The sequence below is a fragment of the Pseudomonas abietaniphila genome (genome assembly GCF_039697315.1).
Classification (GTDB): Bacteria; Pseudomonadota; Gammaproteobacteria; order Pseudomonadales; family Pseudomonadaceae; genus Aquipseudomonas; species Aquipseudomonas abietaniphila_B.
Window position 1 is genome coordinate 3053183 of record NZ_CP155619.1, and the last position, 17047, is coordinate 3070229.

Sequence of the window (17047 nt, forward strand, 5' to 3'; positions counted from 1 at the left end):
TTACACAGCCCTCACATCGTCTTGACCCTGGACGGCAGAGACTCGCCGCACCTTTTAACCCTTCATTCGCACGGTGTGTTTTCGATGCGCATTCGCTTGCTTGCCCCATTGGTTGCCTGCTTGTTGGCGCTTTCTGTTTTGGATATTGCTCAGGCCGACGAGACATTGCCCACACCAACCACGCGTCCGAGCGAATGGGCGCAGCCGGTCGATCCCCACTACAACCTCTATCGCATCACGCCGACGCTGTACCGCAGCCGCCAACCGGACGCTGCTGCGCAGCCGTTGCTCGAACACCTCGGGGTGCATACAGTCGTGAACTTCATCAAGGTGAGCGACAGCAACTGGCTGTCGGACCCATCGATCACGCAAGTACAGATCCCGCTGCAAACCGTACACGTCGACGATGCCGACATGATTGAAAGTCTTCGCGCGATACAGAAGGCCCAACAAAACGGACCGGTATTGATTCATTGCAAGCACGGCCTGGACCGTACGGGTCTGGTGGCGGCGATGTATCGCATTGTCGTGCAGGACTGGAGCAAACAGGCAGCGCTCGATGAGATGGAGCACGGCGGGTATGGCGATGAAGACAACCTCAAACACGGCATCGACTACATCAACAAGGTCGATGTAAATGCGCTGAAGACAGCGCTGGACAGCGGCGCGTGCAGCACCAGCGCATTTGCCCGTTGCGCGATAAAAGGCTGGTTTCAGAAGACTGATGTTGTGGGGGTGCAGACCATTCTGTGGCGGTTGTGAGGTTACACGCCGCCCCCTGTCATGCCCACGGGTGAGGCATGACAGGATTTCCACGTTTTTTTCTAGCTGGGATCCACCGGCTTTTTCAGCTTCGGGTTCGGGAAGAACTGCACGCCCTGAACCTTCGGATCGGCGGGTTTTACCGGCGCCTTGTTGACACGAGTCCCCAGTTCCTTCGGGATCGACTGACCCTGGGCATTGAGCGTGTCGGAATACCCGCAGGCCACGCATTCGCGGTGCGGGACATCGTCTTCGCTCCACATCATCAACTTGTCAGGCTCGCTGCACGCCGGGCAGACCGCCCCGGCGATGAAGCGTTTCTTGGTAATCACGTGCGGTGTATCGGTCATGCTGCCGCTTCCTCACTCAAGCCGGAGTGGCGCAAGAGTGCGTCAATCGAAGGCTCGCGTCCGCGGAAATCGACGAACAGCACCATCGGCGCCTGGGAGCCGCCACGGGCCAGAATCGCTTCACGGAACGCGCGACCGGTTTCGGCATTGAGTACGCCGTCTTCTTCGAACTTGGAGAAGGCGTCTGCCGACAGCACTTCAGCCCACTTGTAGCTGTAATAACCTGCCGCGTAACCGCCCGCGAAGATGTGCGCGAAGCTGTTGGGGAAGCGGTTGTACGCAGGCGGACGCATCACTGACACCTCGTCACGCACGCCTTCCAGCACTTGCAGCGTGGTGCGACCGTCGCCGTGGGTGGCGTGCAGTTCGAAGTCGAACAGCGAGAACTCCAGTTGGCGGACCATCATCAGGCCGGACTGGAAATTCTTCGCCGCGAGCATTTTTTCCAGCAGGTCCTGTGGCAGCGGCTCGCCGGTTTCGTAGTGACCGGAGATCAGCGCCAGACCTTCCGGCTCCCAGCACCAGTTCTCCATGAACTGGCTTGGCAGCTCGACCGCATCCCACGCCACGCCATTGATGCCCGAGGCGCCCGCATGTTCGACGCGAGTCAGCAGGTGATGCAGACCGTGGCCGAATTCGTGGAACAGCGTCGTGACTTCATCGTGGGTCAGCAGGGCAGGTTTGCCCGGTGCCGCCGGGGTGAAGTTACACACCAGATTGGCGACAGGGCTTTGCAGCGAGCCGGCCGACGTGCGACGACGGTCACGCGCACCGTCCATCCATGCGCCGCCACGCTTGTTGGCGCGGGCATAGAGGTCGAAGAAGAAGCGGCCGACGTGCTGACCGTTTTCCTTGATCTCGAAGAGGCGAACGTCCGGGTGCCACGTATCAAAGCCTTTCTGCTCGGCGATTTCGATGCCGTACAGTTTTTGCACAATGGCAAACAAGCCGGTCAACACCTTGTTGATCGGGAAGTAAGCGCGCAGTGCTTCCTGAGAGACGCTGTAACGCTGTTCACGCAGTTTTTCGCCGTAGAAGCCGCTGTCCCAGCTTTGCAGGTCCGGGCAGCCCTGTTCGGCGGCATAGGCTTTCAGCTGTTGCAGGTCTTGAGCGGCGAACGGCTTGCTGCGTTTGGCCAGGTCACGCAGGAAACTCAGCACCTGATCGCTGGACTCGGCCATCTTGGTCGCCAGGCTCAGCTCCGAGAAGCTCGCGAAACCCAGCAGTTTTGCCAGCTCCTGGCGCAGGTCGAGGATCTGTTCCATGACCGGACCATTGTCGTTCTTGCCGGCGTTCGGGCCTTGGTCCGACGCACGGGTGCAGTAGGCGGCATAAACTTCTTCGCGCAGCGCGCGGTCCTGGGCGTAGGTCATCACCGCGTAGTAGCTCGGGAATTCCAGGGTAATCAGGTAACCGTCGAGGTCTTTGGCCTTGGCCGCAGCGGCCATTTGCGCCTTGGCCGAATCGGTCAGACCGGCGAGAACCGCTTCGTCCGTGACGTGCTTGGTCCAGGCTTGCGTTGCATCGAGCAACTGGTTGGAGAACTGGCTGCCCAACTCCGACAGTTTGCTCTGCACTTCGGCGTAACGCTTCTGCTGCTCGGGCGGCAGGTCGATGCCCGACAAACGGAAGTCACGCAGCGAGTGTTCCAGAATGGTTTTCTGCGCCACGTCGAAACCGGCGGCTTCCGGGCTGTTGGCCAAGGCTTCGAATGCCTGGAACAGTTCGCGGTTCTGGCCCATTTCAGTGGAGTACGCGCTCAATGCGAGCAGGCACGACTCGTAGGCTTCGCGCAGTTCGGCGCTGTTGCACACGGCGTTCAAGTGGCTGACCGGGCTCCAGGCCGCGCCCAGACGATCATTCAGCTCGTCCATCGCCAGCACCAGGCCAGCCCATGTAGGCTGCTTGCCTTGCTTGGCGAGGATGTCGGCAATCGCGGCGCGGTTGTCGGCAAGAATCTGGTCAATGGCAGGTTTTACGTGCTCGGCGCGGATCGCCGAGAAAGGTGGCAGGTCGTACGATTGCAAAAGAGGGTTGTTCGCGCTCACGGTTTGGCACCTTGGCTGGAAGAAACACCTGAGCATCTTAATTACAATCGGCGCTGACCGCAGCTATCAGCGCCAGAGAAGGAGCCTATTGTGGCTATTCGCACTTTCCAGAATCACACCCCGGCCCTTGGCGACCGGGCGTTTGTCGATCATTCAGCCGTCGTCATAGGCGATGTTGAGATCGGCGCTGACAGCTCCGTCTGGCCACTGACGGTAATTCGCGGCGACATGCACCGCATCCGTATCGGCGCCCGCACCAGCGTTCAGGACGGCAGCGTGCTGCACATCACCCACGCCGGGCCCTTCAACCCGGACGGTTTTCCGCTGTTGATCGGCGACGAAGTGACCATCGGCCACAAAGTTATGCTGCACGGCTGCACCATCGGCAGCCGCATCCTGATCGGGATGGGCAGCACGATCATGGACGGCGCCGTCGTCGAAGACGAAGTGATCATTGGCGCTGGCAGCCTGGTGCCGCCGGGCAAGCGCCTGGAAAGGGGGTTTCTGTATGTCGGCCGGCCGGTGAAACAGGCTCGCCCGCTGACCGAGAAGGAAATCGCCTTCTTCCCCTACAGCGCGGCCAATTACGTGAAGCTCAAAGACCAGCATCTGGCCGAGGGTTTCGACAAACCCTGCTGAGCTAGACAGCTTTCCCCTGGACACTGATCAACCTGTGGGAGCGAATTCATTCGCGAGACGTCGGTCCATTCGACGCATTTTCTAAAGAACTACGGGCCTCTCGCGAATAAATTCGCTCCCACAGGCTAAGTGCATCACCCACACATTCTCTTCAAGCTTCTGAGAGACGACATGCATTACCAGAATATTCTGTTCGACCTGGACGGCACGCTGACCGATCCACGCGAAGGCATCACGCGTTCGATCCAGTTCGCCCTGAGCAAACTGGGGATCGATGAGCCCGACATCACTCGCCTTGAGCACTTCATCGGGCCGCCCCTGTTGCAGCAATTCATGCGCGCCTACGATTTCGATGAGGCCAAAGCGTGGGAAGCGGTAGGTTTCTATCGCGAGCGTTTCAAGGTCACCGGCCTGTACGAAAACCTGGTGTTCGATGGCGTTTTCGAGCTGCTCGACTTGTTGTCCGATCAAGGCCGCACGTTGTTTATCGCGACGTCCAAGCCGTGGGTATTCGCCCATGAGATCGCCCGGCATTTCGACTTTGCGCGGCACTTCAAGCTGATCTACGGCAGCGAGCTGGACGGCACGCGGACCGATAAGGTCGAATTGATTCGTCACCTGCTGGACGAGGAAAAACTCGATCCCAAGCAGACATTGATGATCGGCGACCGCAAACACGACCTGATTGGCGGCAAGCGCAACGGGCTGGACGTGGCGGCGGTGGGGTATGGGTTTGGCAGCCGCGAAGAGTTGGAAGCTGAAGCGCCGACGTATCATTTTGAGTCGCTGATGGCGCTGCATCAGGCGTTTCTCAAGTCCTGACAGCCCCGCATCCCGTTGTAGGATCCGAGGTAACGCTCAAGGCTTCGCCAATCGCTCCAGCGCGGCCTTGCGCTCGTCCTTGGGCAAGCCGCCGATCTTTTCGACGGCTGCATAAAACGCCGTCCAGTCACCGTTCACCTGCCTGAACAGCGCCTCGAACGACGGCACCCACTGATCATAAAGCCCGATCGGCAATAGCCGGGCGTTGTTCATGGGCGCGTACACCCACGCGTCGAAACGCTTGTCGCCGCCCCATTGGCTGTCGCGCATCTGTTGGTATTCACTGCGCAGACGCTCGAATTCTGCCGCTTTTCGCTGGCGCATGGCGTCCGCGTCGAGAGGCTCGGCGTAAAGCGCTTTGAGACGATCCCGGGTATTGAGCACAAGTTGCGTGAGTTGATCGCGACGTTGCGTTTCCGACGACGCTGTCTCGGGCGGCAATCCTCGAGCCGCCCGCCACTGCCGAGTGCCTTCTTGTTCAACGAAGGTGGCGTAGGACTCATTGAACTCACTGTCGTCCTTCACATAAAACCGCTGGTGCGCCAGCTCGTGAAAAATCAGCGTCGCCAGCCGTTCATCACCCCAAGTCATCATTGAGCTGATGATGGGGTCGTTGAACCAGCCCAAGGTCGAATAGGCCTCGACGCCGCTGACGTAAACGTCCTTGCCTTCAAGCTTCTGCAACGCCGCTTCCCCTCGCGCCGCGTTCTGGTCGTAGTAACCGCGATAGGCGACGCAACCTGCGATGGGGAAGCAGTGGGTCACCGGATCAAGGGAAAACTCGCCCGTGGCGAAGACGTTCCAGACCACATAGGGCCGGTGGATGTCGGCGAACAGTCGATAGCTTTGGTTATCCGGCAGATGCAAATGCTGGCTGGCGAACTCGCGGGCCTGCTGCGACTTGAGCAACCGGTCGCGCAGCTTGGGATCACGCTGCGGATCGGCAATGACATCGCTCACTGGCTCGCGCGCCCGGAGCAAGGCCAACTGGCCGCTGGCCAACTGCGTGTAATAGGAAAGACTGGAACAGCCGCTGAGGAGTAAAATCGCTAGCATCGGCAAGCCGCGCCGGAACCACGTCATTTTGAATCGATTCATTCAGCGGCCTTAACGAAGAAAAAACACAAGATGCACAGCGTCAGCTGTTATGCCGCAGAGCCGGCCTGCGACGCAACCACCCTCGTCATCAGCCTGAATGCGGAGTCTGCCATGCGCCTGCCCCTGTCGATCATTGCCCTGATTCTGCTGGCCGGATGCGCAGGGCCATTGCCCGCGGTCGATCCGCAACAAGCCTGGGTCGACCTTCACACCTACACCGGCAAGACGCTGATGGCTGACAAGCTGGACGGTGTACGTACGGAAGATGGCCGCTATTTTCAGGTCACGCCAGGCAAGCACAAGCTGGAAGTGCGCTACGACTATGAGTACGCGCCCGGTGGACTGGGGCTTTCGATGGACATTTACAACGAGCTGACCTGCTACGTGACGATCAATTACGACCATTTCGAGGCAGGCCACCGTTATCGCCTCGACGTGCGCCATATCGCCAACAGCATCGACGCCCAGCTACGAGACGAACAACGCAAGGTCTTGGCGGAAGAGGGCGATATTTTCTGTATTCCGTGACATCGCTCGTCGCTACACGGTGTTTTGCCGGGTGATGATTTGTGGGAGAGAGCTTGCTCGAATACTGGGTGACAGACCCGGAAGCGTGATGGTTGTCACGGCCTCTTCGTGAGCAAGCTCACTCCCACAGTAGAGTGTTCGGTGTACGAACTCACTGATCATTCTTTTGGTAAATGATCTTCTTCGTGCCGTTTTCGCAGGTGCCCACGACCATGTTCTGGTCGTGAACTTCTTCGTTGCTGACGACTTCCAGCGTGTATGAACTGACGTTCTGCGCCTGGATCTTGGCTTCGATTTCGGCCTTGAGTTCTTCGCAGGGTTTGGGAGCAGCGAACACGCTGGTGGTCAGTGCACTGATGATCAAGGTTGCGGCGATGCGTTTCATGTTCGACTCCTTCGATGCCGTGCGAGTCGCATCGGCCCTGCATATGACCTTGCCGCGACGAGCCGGTTCTCTCAGGCCCAAAACGCAGATGACCCGCATGTGCGGGTCATCGGGTATTGCAACACCGAAGGATCAGCTCAGCAGCGTGGCATCCAGCGTGATTTTGGCGTTCAGCACTTTGGAGACCGGGCAGCCTTCTTTGGCCATTGCGGTCAATTTCTCGAATTGCTCTTGAGTCGCGCCTGGCACCTTGGCTTTCAGGGTGAGGTGCACAGCAGTGATCGCGAAGCCGCCATCGACCTGATCGAGTGTGACGTCAGCGGTGGTGTCGATGCTGTCGGCTTTCAGGTTTTCACCGCCCAGAATCATCGACAGGGCCATCGAGAAGCAACCCGCGTGGGCTGCGCCAATCAGTTCTTCAGGGTTGGTGCCTTTACCGCCTTCGAAGCGGGCCTTGAAACCGTAAGGGGCTTCACGCAGTACGCCGGTTTCAGTGGAGATGCTACCGATACCTGTTTTCAGGTCGCCTTCCCAGTGGGCGGATGCTTTCTTGACGATGCTCATGGTGTCTCCTCATGAATGAAAAAGTGCGAGTGATCGCACGTGGACCAAAAGTCTGAGGAGTGTAGGCGGGAGTTAGTTCAACGGTTATGACATGCGTGCTGAATTTGTCTTTTTTTTAAGATGGAAAATCCGACCAAATTAGTAGGAATTTTCTCTCTGCCCATTGCAACCTCAAAATCCGGCCTTATCCTATGGCTTAACGCAAATATTTAGGCTTAACGCAGGCTTTGCTCTCACGCCTCAAACGTTTAAGGCGTCAGACCAAGCCCCAAGAGGATCAACGGCGGCCTATGAAACGATTAGCTGATGTGAAGATTTCCACCCTCGACCTGGTGCCGGTTCGCGAGGACAAAGGCCCGGCCGTCTCGCTGCGCAATTCGCTGGACCTGGCGCAACACGTCGAAAAATGGGGATACAACCGATTCTGGGTCGCTGAACACCACAACATGGACGGCATCGCCAGTTCGGCGACTTCAGTGCTGCTGGCGTATCTGGCGGGCGGCACGTCGACCATCCGCGTCGGTTCGGGGGGCGTGATGCTGCCCAACCATGCGCCATTGGTGATCGCAGAGCAGTTCGGCACCCTTGCCAGTCTGTTTCCGGGCCGTATCGACCTGGGTCTGGGCCGCGCGCCGGGCTCCGATCAGATGACCGCACGCGCCCTGCGCCGTGAACGCTCCGGCAGCGCTGACGACTTCCCCGATGACGTCGCGGAACTCATGAGCTACCTCGGTCCGCGCCAGCCGCACCAACGCGTCATCGCCGTACCAGGCACCAACACCAACGTGCCGATCTGGTTGCTGGGTTCAAGCCTTTTCAGCGCCCAACTGGCCGGTCAGCGTGGATTGCCGTATGCGTTCGCCTCGCACTTCGCACCGCGTTACATGCACGAAGCCATTCGGGTCTATCGCAACCACTTCCAGCCTTCCGAGGTGCTCGACAAGCCTTACGTCATGCTTGGCGTGCCGTTGGCCGCCGCCGATACAGACGAGCAGGCGGAGTATCTGGTGACGTCGGTGTACCAGCGCATTCTTAACCTGATGCGCGGGCAGAGCCTGATGCAGAAACCCCCGGTCGAGAGCATGAACGGCCTGTGGCTGCCCCATGAACGCGAAGCGGTCATGGACTTCCTGGGGCTTGCGATGGTGGGCGGCCCGGAGAAGATCCGCGCCAAGCTGGACGTGTTGCTGGAGCAGACCGACGCCGACGAGCTGATTTTTACCTGCGACATGTATGAGCACGCTGACCGGCTGCGCTCTTACGAGATTCTGGCGCAGGTCGCGAAAGGCTAGTTTCCGCACACAAAAAAACCGACGCCAAACGCGTCGGTTTTTTGTGTACAACGGGCTGAATCAGCCGCGCTTGTAGACAATTTCCTTGCTGCCGCCGTCGCAGGTGCCTACGACCTTACCGTCTGCGGCGCTGCCTTTGTCCACCGCCTCCAGCGTGTAGGACGACACACCTTTGGCCTTGATCTTCGCGTCGATGTCCGCCTTCACGTCATCGCACGACTTCCCGGCCGCCAAGGTGGTGCCCGCAATACTCAACAACCCAACCGCCAAAAGAATCTTCTTCATCGGTCACACTCCCTCGTCAGGCGCTTTCAAGCGTAATAGGCCGCTGGTGATCAGCGGCCCGTCACAGAGTCCTCGCGTCCGAGTTCACGAACGGCGGGGTATGTATAGCGAAGGTTGTGGCACTCGGCCAGTCCAAAAGTTCAGGTTTTTCAGCTGTTATCGATGCGGAAGCCCACTTTGATGGTCACTTGAAAGTGAGCCACTTTCCCGTCCTTGATGTGCCCGCGGGTCTCCAGCACTTCGAACCACTCCATGAGCTTGACGCTCTTGGCGGCCTGGGCAATCGCATTCTGAATCGCATCATCAGTGCTGGTGGTCGACGAGCCGACCAGTTCGAGCATCTTGTAGGTGTGGTGATCAGTCATGGCAGTTTTCCTCAAATGGTCTTCGATTGGAGCGTAGCAGCGAATGTGCTGCTGACATCCGGTGTGGCTTGCCTACCTTTGAGGCGCCCAATTGAGCTGAAAAGTTCATAAAAAGCGGCTCTTCGAAACGCGCACTGCACTTTCTGAAAACCCTGTAGTCGGAAACAACACACGCCACTCATCATCGCAGGAGAGTCAAATCATGGCATTCACGTCATCCCGTAAAGCGTCATTGCAAAGCATGGAAGCCGAGATCGAGAGTCTGCTCAAGTCACTTGAGAGCTTGAAGTCGGACGCTTCGGACGAGTCGCGCAAGACCTTGAAGACCCTGAAAGCCAACGCCGAAAGCGCGCTGAGCCATTCGCGCAGCCTGCTGAGCGATGTCTATGAAGACGTCAAAGTGAAAACACGCGAAACCGGCGTTGCCACGCGTGACTACGCCCAGGAACACCCTTGGACCACTGCGGGTGTCGCCGTGGGTGCAATCGGTCTGCTGGCAGCATATCTGCTGGTCAAGCGCGGTCACTGATTACACCTGACCCGAACGCTCAAGCTCGTTTTTGAGCCACTGAGCAAGCTGCTGCGCGCGTCCGTCCGCAGCACGTTTGGGTACCCACAACGCCAGTTGCGCCGGGGTTTCACTGAAACCCCATGGCGCAGCGAGGCGTCCTGCTTTTAGGTCGTCCGCGACCAGCGGCTCCGGGGCGATGGCAATTCCAAGTCCTGCAACGGCAGCCTCCAGCAAGTAATAAAGATGCTCGAAACCCTGGCCGTAGTGCAGCGCGTCGGGATCGATGCCGTTCTGCTTCGCCCAACTGGGCCATGCTTGCAAACGTGACAAGGTTTGCAGAAGAGGCTCGCCCTGCAATGCGTGCGCCGGCGCGTGGCGGAGTGTCTCGAATCGCGCGAAACGAGGGCTCAAGACCGGGCCGATGCGTTCACTCGCCAGTTCGAAGACCTGCATGTCCGCAGGCCAGGGCGGCTCTGCAAAGACCAGCAATGCATCCAGACCCGGTCGTCGTGGATCAAGATCCCCTTCGCCAGCGGACAAATGCAGCCGCAGATCAGGAAGGTCGCTGTTCAGCCTTCCCAGCCGAGGGATGAACCATCGCGCCAGAAGACTTCCCGAGCAGCCGAGTACGAATGGCGCATCGGCGCTGCCCTGACTCAGTTCGGCGCAGACGCTGCGCAGTCGATCGAACGCTTCGCCGCTGACATCTCTCAGACGAATGCCCGCATCTGTGAGTTTCAGGCCGCGACCGTCCTTGCTGAACAGGCTGACGCCCAAGTGCTCCTCCAGAACCTTCAGCTGTCGGCTGACGGCGCCATGAGTCACGTGCAGTTGTTCCGCAGCCTGACTGACGCTGTTAAGACGGGCGGTGGCTTCAAAGGCGCGCAACGCGTTCAGCGGGGGAAGGTCTCGGCTCATGGTATCTGTGAGTTTTCCTGACAGGTTACGGCGATCTTATCGGTTTTCATCTGCCATGGCGCTGTTAAAGTGTGTTCACTGCCTCAACGGCTCACCCTATTCGTCACTTTGGAGGTTCCTATGTCCCAGACTGAGACCCAATATCGCAATGGCCCGGACGTGCGCGGCATGTTCGGCGCGTTTGGCGGTCGCTATGTGGCCGAAACCCTGATGCCGCTGATCCTCGACTTGAACCGTGAGTACGAGATCGCGAAAGAAGACCCCGCCTTCCTCAAGGAACTGGCCTATTTCCAGCGCGATTACGTGGGTCGTCCAAGCCCGCTGTATTTCGCAGAACGCCTGACCGAGCACTGCGGCGGCGCCAAGATTTACCTCAAGCGCGAAGAGCTGAACCACACTGGCGCGCACAAGATCAACAACTGCATCGGCCAGATCCTGCTGGCCCGTCGCATGGGCAAGAAGCGCATCATTGCCGAGACTGGCGCAGGCATGCACGGCGTGGCGACCGCCACCGTGGCCGCGCGTTTTGGCCTGGAATGCGTGATCTACATGGGCACCACTGACATCGAGCGTCAGCAGGCCAACGTGTTCCGCATGAAACTGCTGGGCGCCACGGTGATTCCGGTCGTTGCCGGCACCGGCACGCTGAAAGACGCGATGAACGAAGCCCTGCGTGACTGGGTGACCAACGTCGACAGCACGTTCTACCTGATCGGCACCGTTGCAGGCCCACACCCTTACCCTGCGATGGTTCGCGACTTCCAGGCCGTCATCGGCAAAGAGACTCGCGAGCAGCTGCAAGCGCAAGAAGGCCGTCTGCCAGACAGCCTGGTGGCGTGCATCGGCGGCGGTTCCAACGCCATGGGCCTGTTTCACCCGTTCCTCGATGACACCTCCGTGCGCATCATCGGCGTCGAGGCGGCCGGTCACGGCATCGAAACCGGCAAGCACGCGGCGAGCCTGAACGGCGGCGTTCCGGGCGTACTGCACGGTAACCGTACGTTCCTGCTGCAGGACAACGATGGCCAGATCATCGACGCACACTCGATTTCTGCCGGTCTGGACTACCCAGGCATCGGCCCGGAACACGCGTGGTTGCACGACATCGGTCGCGTCGAATACACCTCGGTCACTGATGATGAGGCCTTGGCCGCGTTCCACCAGTGCTGCCGCCTGGAAGGCATCATCCCGGCACTGGAAAGCGCTCACGCCCTGGCTGAAGTCTTCAAGCGCGCGCCAACGCTGCCAAAAGATCACCTGATGGTGGTCAACCTGTCCGGTCGTGGCGACAAGGACATGCAAACCGTCATGCATCACCTGGATTTGTCCAAGCAGGAGAAACACTGATGAGCCGCCTGCAAACGCGTTTTGCCGACCTCAAAGAACAAAACCGTGCCGCCCTGGTGACCTTCATCACTGCGGGCGACCCGGCGTATGACACGTCGCTGGCGATCCTGAAAGGCCTGCCAAAAGCCGGCGCCGACGTGATCGAACTGGGCATGCCCTTCACCGACCCGATGGCCGACGGCCCGGCGATCCAGCTGGCGAACATTCGCGCACTGGACGCCAAGCAGAACCTGGCGAAAACCCTGCAGATGGTTCGCGAGTTCCGCGTCGACGACAGCACCACGCCGCTGGTACTGATGGGTTACTACAACCCGATCCACAACTACGGCGTGGAGCGTTTTATTGCCGAAGCGCGTGAATCGGGTGTCGACGGTCTGATCGTGGTCGACCTGCCTCCTGAGCACAACAACGAGCTGTGCGACCCTGCGCAGGACGCCGGCCTGGACTTCATCCGCCTGACCACGCCGACTACCGATGACAATCGTCTGCCGACGGTTCTCAATGGCAGTTCGGGCTTCGTCTACTACGTGTCGGTGGCCGGTGTAACGGGTGCTGGCGCGGCAACCATTGAGCACGTGAAGGAAGCCGTGACACGTTTGCGTCGCCATACTGATCTGCCCATCAGCATCGGTTTCGGCATTCGCACACCGGATCAAGCCGCTGCGATCGCCCGTGTCGCCGAGGGTGTGGTAGTCGGGTCTGCGTTGATCGATCAGATCGCCAACGCGCAGTCCGCCGACCAAGCCGTCAGCGGTGTGCTGAAGCTTTGTGCCGAGTTGTCCGAAGGCGTGCGTAAGGCCCGTGTGTCCTGAAGGTAAAGTTTCTGATACAGAGGAATCTCCACCTTTGTTAGCAGACTAAGCAGTACAGCAAAGGGGTTCAGAACCTGATTCTGAACCCCTTTTTGCTGACTCGAATTTGCTCAGGAGCACGCTACATGAAAGTCTCGAATCGTTTGATCGCCGGGTTGGGCGTGCTGATGGTCAGTGCCAGTGCGCTGGTCCACGCAGCACCACCGGATCAACGTGGCGGCAATGACGACCATGGCCCTGGCCAACATCAGGACCGCGGCCCGCAAGGCGGTCCCCAAGACAATCGAGGCAATGATCACGGCAACGACCATCGCAATGACCCGCGTCCTGACAACCGTGGCAACGATCATCGCGGCGGCCGTCCGCCTTCAGATTTCGGCGATGTACGCCGCACGATCCAGGAGCATCGCGAAATCATCGGCCGCGGCCAGCCGCTGCCGCCCAATGTTCACATTGTGAGAGGCCATCCACTGCCACGGGGCTATGGCCGTCGTCTGGATGAACGCTCGCTGCAGTACCTGCCGCGTTACGACGGTTACGAATGGCGTCGTCTGGGGCCAGATATCGTCCTGATCGCGGTAGGCAGCGGGATCGTGTACGAGATTCTGGAAGGTGTTTTGAACTAAGCCACACCCGATCCATGTAGGAGCGCGCTTGCCCGCGATTGCGGTGTGCCAGGCAGCATTGATGTGTCAGAGAAAACGCAATCGTCCGGATGCGGCCCAGACCAAGCGCGCTCCTACAAGGGTTATGCGTCCGATATCACTTCTTGAACATCCCCACATTCAATTCCCGCATCCCGCCCATCCAGATCGCATGCTCGGTGTGGTCGGCGAGGTCATCGCCGGTGTCCGGATGCGTGAAGATCACCAGTCCGTTGCGATTCAGCGCCAGATACAGCATCACATCGGCAAACTTTTCGTGCTCGAACGCCAACTGACAGCTCCAGTCCGGGTGCGGGCCTACGGGACGCTCATGCACTCGCCCCATGCGGATATCGAATTTCGCCGCAACGCTCTCGCACAACGCGCGCGCCTGCTCGATGGTCTGGGCATCGAAATAAACGTGGGCGTGGTAACCCTGAACAGCTGACATGTCCGGTCCTCCTTAAACGTAGAACAGCCCTTTCGCTGCTAGTCTGAATGAAGGATAAGAGTTATCCACAGACCCGGATCAATTGCCATGAAGAATGCAGAAACGCCGGTGATGAAGGTGACGCTGTTTGGCGCGATCAGCAGCTTTGGCAGTGCGCTGATGGCGGAGATGCTGCGTCGCCAGCACGAAGTCATCGCCATTGTCGACGACCTCAATGCGTTGGCACCGCGTCCGGGCCTGCGCACCAAAACCGGCAATCTGTTCGACAGTCAGCGTGTGAGTGAAAGCATCGCGGGCTGCTCGGCGGTGGTCTGCCTGCTCGACGCCAAAGTGCTGCCCGTTGGCGCCGAGCACACCCGCGCACCGATTGGCCTCACCCCCGAAGAACAACTCATCGCCACCCACACGTTGCTGAGGTGCTTGAGGACCGCGCAAATCAGACGCCTGATACTGGTTGCGGACATCCAGCTGTTGCACAACCAGCCATTGGCCGATTACCAAGACCCTGACCTCGACCAGCACCAGGCCTCGGCCCTGATCGTCGATGCCCTGCGTAAAAGCGACGCCGACTGGACGCTGGTCAGCGCGCCGCAGGGCGTTGCGGGCTTGAGCATCGAGCACTTCAGCCACACCAGCAGCATCGTCGAACCCGGGCTGGAAATCCCGCTTGAAGTGCTGGGCAGGGTGGCATCGGGGATTGCCGATGAGCTGAAGCTCAACATGCACGTTCGTCAGTATGTGAATTTCGTGGTTTGAGCCGTAACGGCTTCTTCGCGCGGCACAGCGAAGAAGCCAACAACCATTGCACTCTAAGGGTCCAGTCTAAGCCGAGGACCAGTATTGGCTGAACTGCTTTGCCCATATCCACTGCCTGGATGACCTTGATGAGTCGTGGGCGGCGGAAGTCTCGGTCTTTTACGAGGTTTATGGGCAGGGCTGACGGGCACGTTCGGCGCGGCCGGGATTGAAGGAAGGACGGTTGTCATATTGGGTGTTGGTAACGGGGTCGGCGGAGGAACAGGCACCCAATCGGGAATGATTGCCCCTGGCGGTACTTGGCCAAGAACACTTTCTGATATTTCATTGAAGAATGCGTTAATCCGATCCGCGACCATACCCGCCGCGTTTTTTCCAGTGGCCACGATGGCCGCCGGCGTATCAAGTCTGTCGCGCCAGTTTTGCACTACTTTTTTCACGTCCTGCGACCCTACTACTGATGCAGTTGCCATGAAGCTTTCTGTCCTGACTAAAACGATAGCCTCCGAAACAGGATCACCCGCGGCGGCAAGAATCTCGGACCAGTAACGCTCCCTCACCGTATCATTCGCCATAATTGCGAAAACTGAATTCAGCGTCCACGCATCTGGCGACAATCCAAAAGCGGCAAAGGATTGGCTATGAAAATCCCAAGCTTCGCGATGGCTAATATCTCGATTGACCATTCCCTGCGCCTTATACTGGGCAGTCAGCGCGTCAAGATAACCGCGAGCCATCCGACGGTATATAAATTCTACGATATCGTCGGAGATTGCTATTCCCTCTCCTCGTGCAGTAACGCGCATGAAATGATCGGCGGCGGCCCCTGAGAGTGAGTTGTCACGTACGACACCATCCGCGAGGACAGCATACTTATAACCCTTTGATTGCAACATGGCGTACATGCTTGATGCAGAATCGTAGGTCAGTAAAATCTCAAGTGTGTCTAAATCTTTTTTCGTTAAAATATCTGGCATTGTTATCTCCTTTTATTTTTATTGACTCATAGAAACTTAGAAGAACGTAGACATACTGTAATAACCTGCGAAGCAAAACAGTATGAACGCGATGAGTGAAAACCTGATCAGGTTGAGGAAGACGTTAATATACTGCCTGTTAATCCTTTCACCCAACCATCGCCACGTCGTGATAACGAGTACTCTGATGGCAAAAAATACAGGACTTAGTTTAGTCATCGTTCCTTAACCGCGATGCGGCCATTATCTATTTTTCACTAAGAAAAATGTTGCTGGTGTTCAAGCGACATCAACTAAATAACTCTAATTTTTCGATCATGCATACCCCAATAGGTCCTATCGAACCGTAGGAAATTTCCTAAACAAGCACACTGTTTTATAATCGGCTGACAGTTTGAGCAGGTGTTTCCAGATGGCCCATGCGGGTATTTTTTTAAAGATCAGATAGCAATCGACGGCATTGGCTTGCCGACCAACGAATCCCCACTCAACGCCTGCTCACTTTTTAACCAATCGACGAAACGTTGCACGATCTGCACCCGTCGTTTGCGCTGCGGCAAGACGATGTAATACCCATAACCAGAGATCGCGGTCGCTTCGATGGGACGGCACAACAAGCCTTGATCCAGCAGATCGTCCACCAGGTGCCGCCAGCCAATGGCAACACCTTGGCCACCAATCGCGGCCTGAATCAGCAACGTGTAGTTGTCGAATCGCAGCTGTCCCGGCGCGGGTGCCTGGGCGATGTTCAGCGCGCGGAACACGCCACCCCAGTCGAACCAGTTGGTGCTGTTTTCGCCACGCAGGTGCAGCAAGGGAAATTCCTTCAGCGCCTCATTGGGCAAGGGCAGGGGACGTGCGGCGAGCAGTTTCGGGCTGCAGACCGGGAACACTTCTTCGCTGAACAACCAGTGGCTCTCTCCCTGCTTGAAGCGCCCGTCACCAAACAGCACGGCAACGTCGATATCGGCCCGTAACATGCTGTGGCTGCGTTCACTGGTCACCAGGCTTACGTCGACATCAGGGTTGTCTTTGTGGAAACGATGCAGGCGTGGCATTAGCCAATAAGCGGCAAAGGCAAAGTCGGTCGCGACCTGTAGCACCTCATGCTGACGCTGCTCGGTGATGAGGCTCAAACCGGCATCCATCGACTGCAATCCACTTTGCACGTGGTTGAACAGAATCTCGCCGGCGTCGGTGAGTTCAATGCCTCGGTAGATGCGATCGAAGAGGCGCGTTGCCAGTTGTTCTTCTAACCTTTTGATTTGCTGGCTAATGGCCGGTTGAGTGGTGCCGAGTTCAACGGCAGCGGCCGTAAAGCTGCGAAGCCGGGCGGCGGCTTCGAAACCGCGCAGCAGGTCCAGCGACATATCACCGAGGGCTTCAAACATAAGCGTGGCTTATCCTAGGCATTGCGTTTTATAGGCTTTACCGCTGATCCCATGGGTCTCATTCTCTGGAGCAGCAATTTCGCATAAATATTCACTATGGAA

General features: G+C 58.2%; 21 protein-coding genes. 10 read left to right on the forward strand and 11 right to left on the reverse strand.

The genetic code is table 11. The features are described from left to right. Positions 1-84 precede the first annotated feature (84 nt). Positions 85-762 carry a dual specificity protein phosphatase family protein gene (locus ABDX87_RS13565; RefSeq protein WP_431061254.1) on the forward strand — a complete coding sequence of 226 codons (678 nt, stop codon included), beginning with the start codon at positions 85-87 and terminating at the stop codon, positions 760-762. Between the two features lie 62 nt (positions 763-824). Here ABDX87_RS13565 and ABDX87_RS13570 read toward each other — a convergent pair whose 3' ends face one another. Further along, complete coding sequence (locus tag ABDX87_RS13570) at positions 825-1112, reverse strand: YheV family putative zinc ribbon protein (RefSeq protein WP_062386358.1); 288 nt, start codon at positions 1110-1112, stop codon at positions 825-827. Next, positions 1109-3160 (reverse strand): oligopeptidase A, encoded by a 2052-nt coding sequence (gene prlC, locus ABDX87_RS13575; protein WP_346833287.1) that lies wholly within the window; start codon positions 3158-3160, stop codon positions 1109-1111. The genes ABDX87_RS13570 and prlC overlap by 4 nt, the downstream gene beginning before the upstream one ends. A 90-nt stretch (positions 3161-3250) precedes the next feature. Here prlC and ABDX87_RS13580 point away from each other — a divergent pair, with 90 nt between their 5' ends. Continuing rightward, positions 3251-3799 (forward strand): gamma carbonic anhydrase family protein, encoded by a 549-nt coding sequence (locus ABDX87_RS13580; protein WP_346833288.1) that lies wholly within the window; start codon positions 3251-3253, stop codon positions 3797-3799. A 171-nt stretch (positions 3800-3970) separates the two neighbouring features. Further along, on the forward strand, positions 3971-4621 hold the full coding sequence (locus ABDX87_RS13585; protein WP_346833289.1) for an HAD family hydrolase: 651 nt from the start codon (positions 3971-3973) through the stop codon (positions 4619-4621). Positions 4622-4657: 36 nt separating this feature from the next. On the opposite strand, the gene ABDX87_RS13590 is transcribed toward ABDX87_RS13585, so the two are convergent. Continuing rightward, a complete protein-coding gene (locus ABDX87_RS13590; protein WP_346833290.1) occupies positions 4658-5719 on the reverse strand; it encodes an aminopeptidase in 1062 nt (353 codons plus the stop codon). A 111-nt stretch (positions 5720-5830) separates the two neighbouring features. On the opposite strand from ABDX87_RS13590, the gene ABDX87_RS13595 reads away from it, so the two are divergent. Then, the gene (locus ABDX87_RS13595; RefSeq protein ID WP_346833291.1) at positions 5831-6247 is read left to right on the forward strand and encodes a hypothetical protein; all 417 of its coding nucleotides are present in this window, start codon (positions 5831-5833) and stop codon (positions 6245-6247) included. Between the two features lie 151 nt (positions 6248-6398). On the opposite strand, the gene ABDX87_RS13600 is transcribed toward ABDX87_RS13595, so the two are convergent. Then, the gene (locus ABDX87_RS13600; protein ID WP_346833292.1) at positions 6399-6632 is read right to left on the reverse strand and encodes a DUF1161 domain-containing protein; all 234 of its coding nucleotides are present in this window, start codon (positions 6630-6632) and stop codon (positions 6399-6401) included. 132 nt (positions 6633-6764) lie between these two features. After that, positions 6765-7196, reverse strand: a complete 432-nt coding sequence (locus ABDX87_RS13605) for an OsmC family protein (protein WP_346833293.1) — start codon at positions 7194-7196, stop codon at positions 6765-6767. 290 nt (positions 7197-7486) lie between these two features. On the opposite strand from ABDX87_RS13605, the gene ABDX87_RS13610 reads away from it, so the two are divergent. After that, positions 7487-8488: an LLM class flavin-dependent oxidoreductase gene (locus tag ABDX87_RS13610; RefSeq protein ID WP_346833294.1), complete on the forward strand. Its 1002-nt coding sequence runs from the start codon at positions 7487-7489 to the stop codon at positions 8486-8488. Positions 8489-8548: 60 nt separating this feature from the next. On the opposite strand, the gene ABDX87_RS13615 is transcribed toward ABDX87_RS13610, so the two are convergent. Together ABDX87_RS13615 and ABDX87_RS13620 are read right to left on the reverse strand one after the other, a co-directional pair. Next, a complete protein-coding gene (locus ABDX87_RS13615) occupies positions 8549-8773 on the reverse strand; it encodes a DUF1161 domain-containing protein (protein WP_346833295.1) in 225 nt (74 codons plus the stop codon). Between the two features lie 149 nt (positions 8774-8922). Then, on the reverse strand, positions 8923-9138 hold the full coding sequence (locus ABDX87_RS13620; RefSeq protein ID WP_346833296.1) for a dodecin: 216 nt from the start codon (positions 9136-9138) through the stop codon (positions 8923-8925). Between the two features lie 202 nt (positions 9139-9340). Between ABDX87_RS13620 and ABDX87_RS13625 the strand changes: the two genes are divergently transcribed. After that, on the forward strand, positions 9341-9667 hold the full coding sequence (locus tag ABDX87_RS13625; protein WP_346833297.1) for a DUF883 family protein: 327 nt from the start codon (positions 9341-9343) through the stop codon (positions 9665-9667). Here the strand turns inward: ABDX87_RS13625 and ABDX87_RS13630 are convergent, their stop codons facing one another. Further along, positions 9668-10567: a LysR family transcriptional regulator gene (locus tag ABDX87_RS13630; protein WP_346833298.1), complete on the reverse strand. Its 900-nt coding sequence runs from the start codon at positions 10565-10567 to the stop codon at positions 9668-9670. Positions 10568-10687: 120 nt separating this feature from the next. On the opposite strand from ABDX87_RS13630, the gene trpB reads away from it, so the two are divergent. The 3 genes from trpB to ABDX87_RS13645 all read left to right on the forward strand — a co-directional run bounded on the left by trpB (position 10688) and on the right by ABDX87_RS13645 (position 13352). Continuing rightward, complete coding sequence (gene trpB, locus ABDX87_RS13635) at positions 10688-11914, forward strand: tryptophan synthase subunit beta (protein WP_346833299.1); 1227 nt, start codon at positions 10688-10690, stop codon at positions 11912-11914. After that, a complete protein-coding gene (trpA, locus tag ABDX87_RS13640) occupies positions 11914-12726 on the forward strand; it encodes a tryptophan synthase subunit alpha (protein ID WP_346833300.1) in 813 nt (270 codons plus the stop codon). The genes trpB and trpA overlap by 1 nt, the downstream gene beginning before the upstream one ends. A 125-nt stretch (positions 12727-12851) precedes the next feature. Then, the gene (locus ABDX87_RS13645) at positions 12852-13352 is read left to right on the forward strand and encodes an anti-virulence regulator CigR family protein (protein ID WP_346833301.1); all 501 of its coding nucleotides are present in this window, start codon (positions 12852-12854) and stop codon (positions 13350-13352) included. Positions 13353-13488: 136 nt separating this feature from the next. Here ABDX87_RS13645 and ABDX87_RS13650 read toward each other — a convergent pair whose 3' ends face one another. Then, positions 13489-13821, reverse strand: a complete 333-nt coding sequence (locus tag ABDX87_RS13650) for a DOPA 4,5-dioxygenase family protein (RefSeq protein ID WP_346833302.1) — start codon at positions 13819-13821, stop codon at positions 13489-13491. Between the two features lie 87 nt (positions 13822-13908). On the opposite strand from ABDX87_RS13650, the gene ABDX87_RS13655 reads away from it, so the two are divergent. Then, a complete protein-coding gene (locus ABDX87_RS13655) occupies positions 13909-14577 on the forward strand; it encodes an NAD(P)-dependent oxidoreductase (protein WP_346833303.1) in 669 nt (222 codons plus the stop codon). A gap of 53 nt (positions 14578-14630) precedes the next feature. On the opposite strand, the gene ABDX87_RS13660 is transcribed toward ABDX87_RS13655, so the two are convergent. After that, positions 14631-15554 carry a hypothetical protein gene (locus ABDX87_RS13660; RefSeq protein ID WP_346833304.1) on the reverse strand — a complete coding sequence of 308 codons (924 nt, stop codon included), beginning with the start codon at positions 15552-15554 and terminating at the stop codon, positions 14631-14633. Between the two features lie 440 nt (positions 15555-15994). Further along, the gene (locus ABDX87_RS13665) at positions 15995-16945 is read right to left on the reverse strand and encodes a choline sulfate utilization transcriptional regulator (RefSeq protein ID WP_346833305.1); all 951 of its coding nucleotides are present in this window, start codon (positions 16943-16945) and stop codon (positions 15995-15997) included. Between the last annotated feature and the right edge of the window lie 102 nt (positions 16946-17047).

What these genes read in the sequence shown, in the direction of transcription:
- ABDX87_RS13570 (WP_062386358.1), bottom strand. Translation starts at nt 1,112, where the DNA reads ATGACCGATACACCGCACGTGATTACCAAGAAACGCTTCATCGCCGGG.
- trpB (WP_346833299.1), top strand. Translation starts at nt 10,688, where the DNA reads ATGTCCCAGACTGAGACCCAATATCGCAATGGCCCGGACGTGCGCGGC.
- trpA (WP_346833300.1), top strand. Translation starts at nt 11,914, where the DNA reads ATGAGCCGCCTGCAAACGCGTTTTGCCGACCTCAAAGAACAAAACCGT.
- ABDX87_RS13655 (WP_346833303.1), top strand. Translation starts at nt 13,909, where the DNA reads ATGAAGAATGCAGAAACGCCGGTGATGAAGGTGACGCTGTTTGGCGCG.
- ABDX87_RS13620 (WP_346833296.1), bottom strand. Translation starts at nt 9,138, where the DNA reads ATGACTGATCACCACACCTACAAGATGCTCGAACTGGTCGGCTCGTCG.
- ABDX87_RS13630 (WP_346833298.1), bottom strand. Translation starts at nt 10,567, where the DNA reads ATGAGCCGAGACCTTCCCCCGCTGAACGCGTTGCGCGCCTTTGAAGCC.
- ABDX87_RS13650 (WP_346833302.1), bottom strand. Translation starts at nt 13,821, where the DNA reads ATGTCAGCTGTTCAGGGTTACCACGCCCACGTTTATTTCGATGCCCAG.
- ABDX87_RS13610 (WP_346833294.1), top strand. Translation starts at nt 7,487, where the DNA reads ATGAAACGATTAGCTGATGTGAAGATTTCCACCCTCGACCTGGTGCCG.
- ABDX87_RS13660 (WP_346833304.1), bottom strand. Translation starts at nt 15,554, where the DNA reads ATGCCAGATATTTTAACGAAAAAAGATTTAGACACACTTGAGATTTTA.
- ABDX87_RS13615 (WP_346833295.1), bottom strand. Translation starts at nt 8,773, where the DNA reads ATGAAGAAGATTCTTTTGGCGGTTGGGTTGTTGAGTATTGCGGGCACC.
- ABDX87_RS13590 (WP_346833290.1), bottom strand. Translation starts at nt 5,719, where the DNA reads ATGAATCGATTCAAAATGACGTGGTTCCGGCGCGGCTTGCCGATGCTA.
- ABDX87_RS13605 (WP_346833293.1), bottom strand. Translation starts at nt 7,196, where the DNA reads ATGAGCATCGTCAAGAAAGCATCCGCCCACTGGGAAGGCGACCTGAAA.
- ABDX87_RS13600 (WP_346833292.1), bottom strand. Translation starts at nt 6,632, where the DNA reads ATGAAACGCATCGCCGCAACCTTGATCATCAGTGCACTGACCACCAGC.
- ABDX87_RS13585 (WP_346833289.1), top strand. Translation starts at nt 3,971, where the DNA reads ATGCATTACCAGAATATTCTGTTCGACCTGGACGGCACGCTGACCGAT.
- ABDX87_RS13625 (WP_346833297.1), top strand. Translation starts at nt 9,341, where the DNA reads ATGGCATTCACGTCATCCCGTAAAGCGTCATTGCAAAGCATGGAAGCC.
- ABDX87_RS13665 (WP_346833305.1), bottom strand. Translation starts at nt 16,945, where the DNA reads ATGTTTGAAGCCCTCGGTGATATGTCGCTGGACCTGCTGCGCGGTTTC.
- ABDX87_RS13595 (WP_346833291.1), top strand. Translation starts at nt 5,831, where the DNA reads ATGCGCCTGCCCCTGTCGATCATTGCCCTGATTCTGCTGGCCGGATGC.
- ABDX87_RS13645 (WP_346833301.1), top strand. Translation starts at nt 12,852, where the DNA reads ATGAAAGTCTCGAATCGTTTGATCGCCGGGTTGGGCGTGCTGATGGTC.
- ABDX87_RS13565 (WP_431061254.1), top strand. Translation starts at nt 85, where the DNA reads ATGCGCATTCGCTTGCTTGCCCCATTGGTTGCCTGCTTGTTGGCGCTT.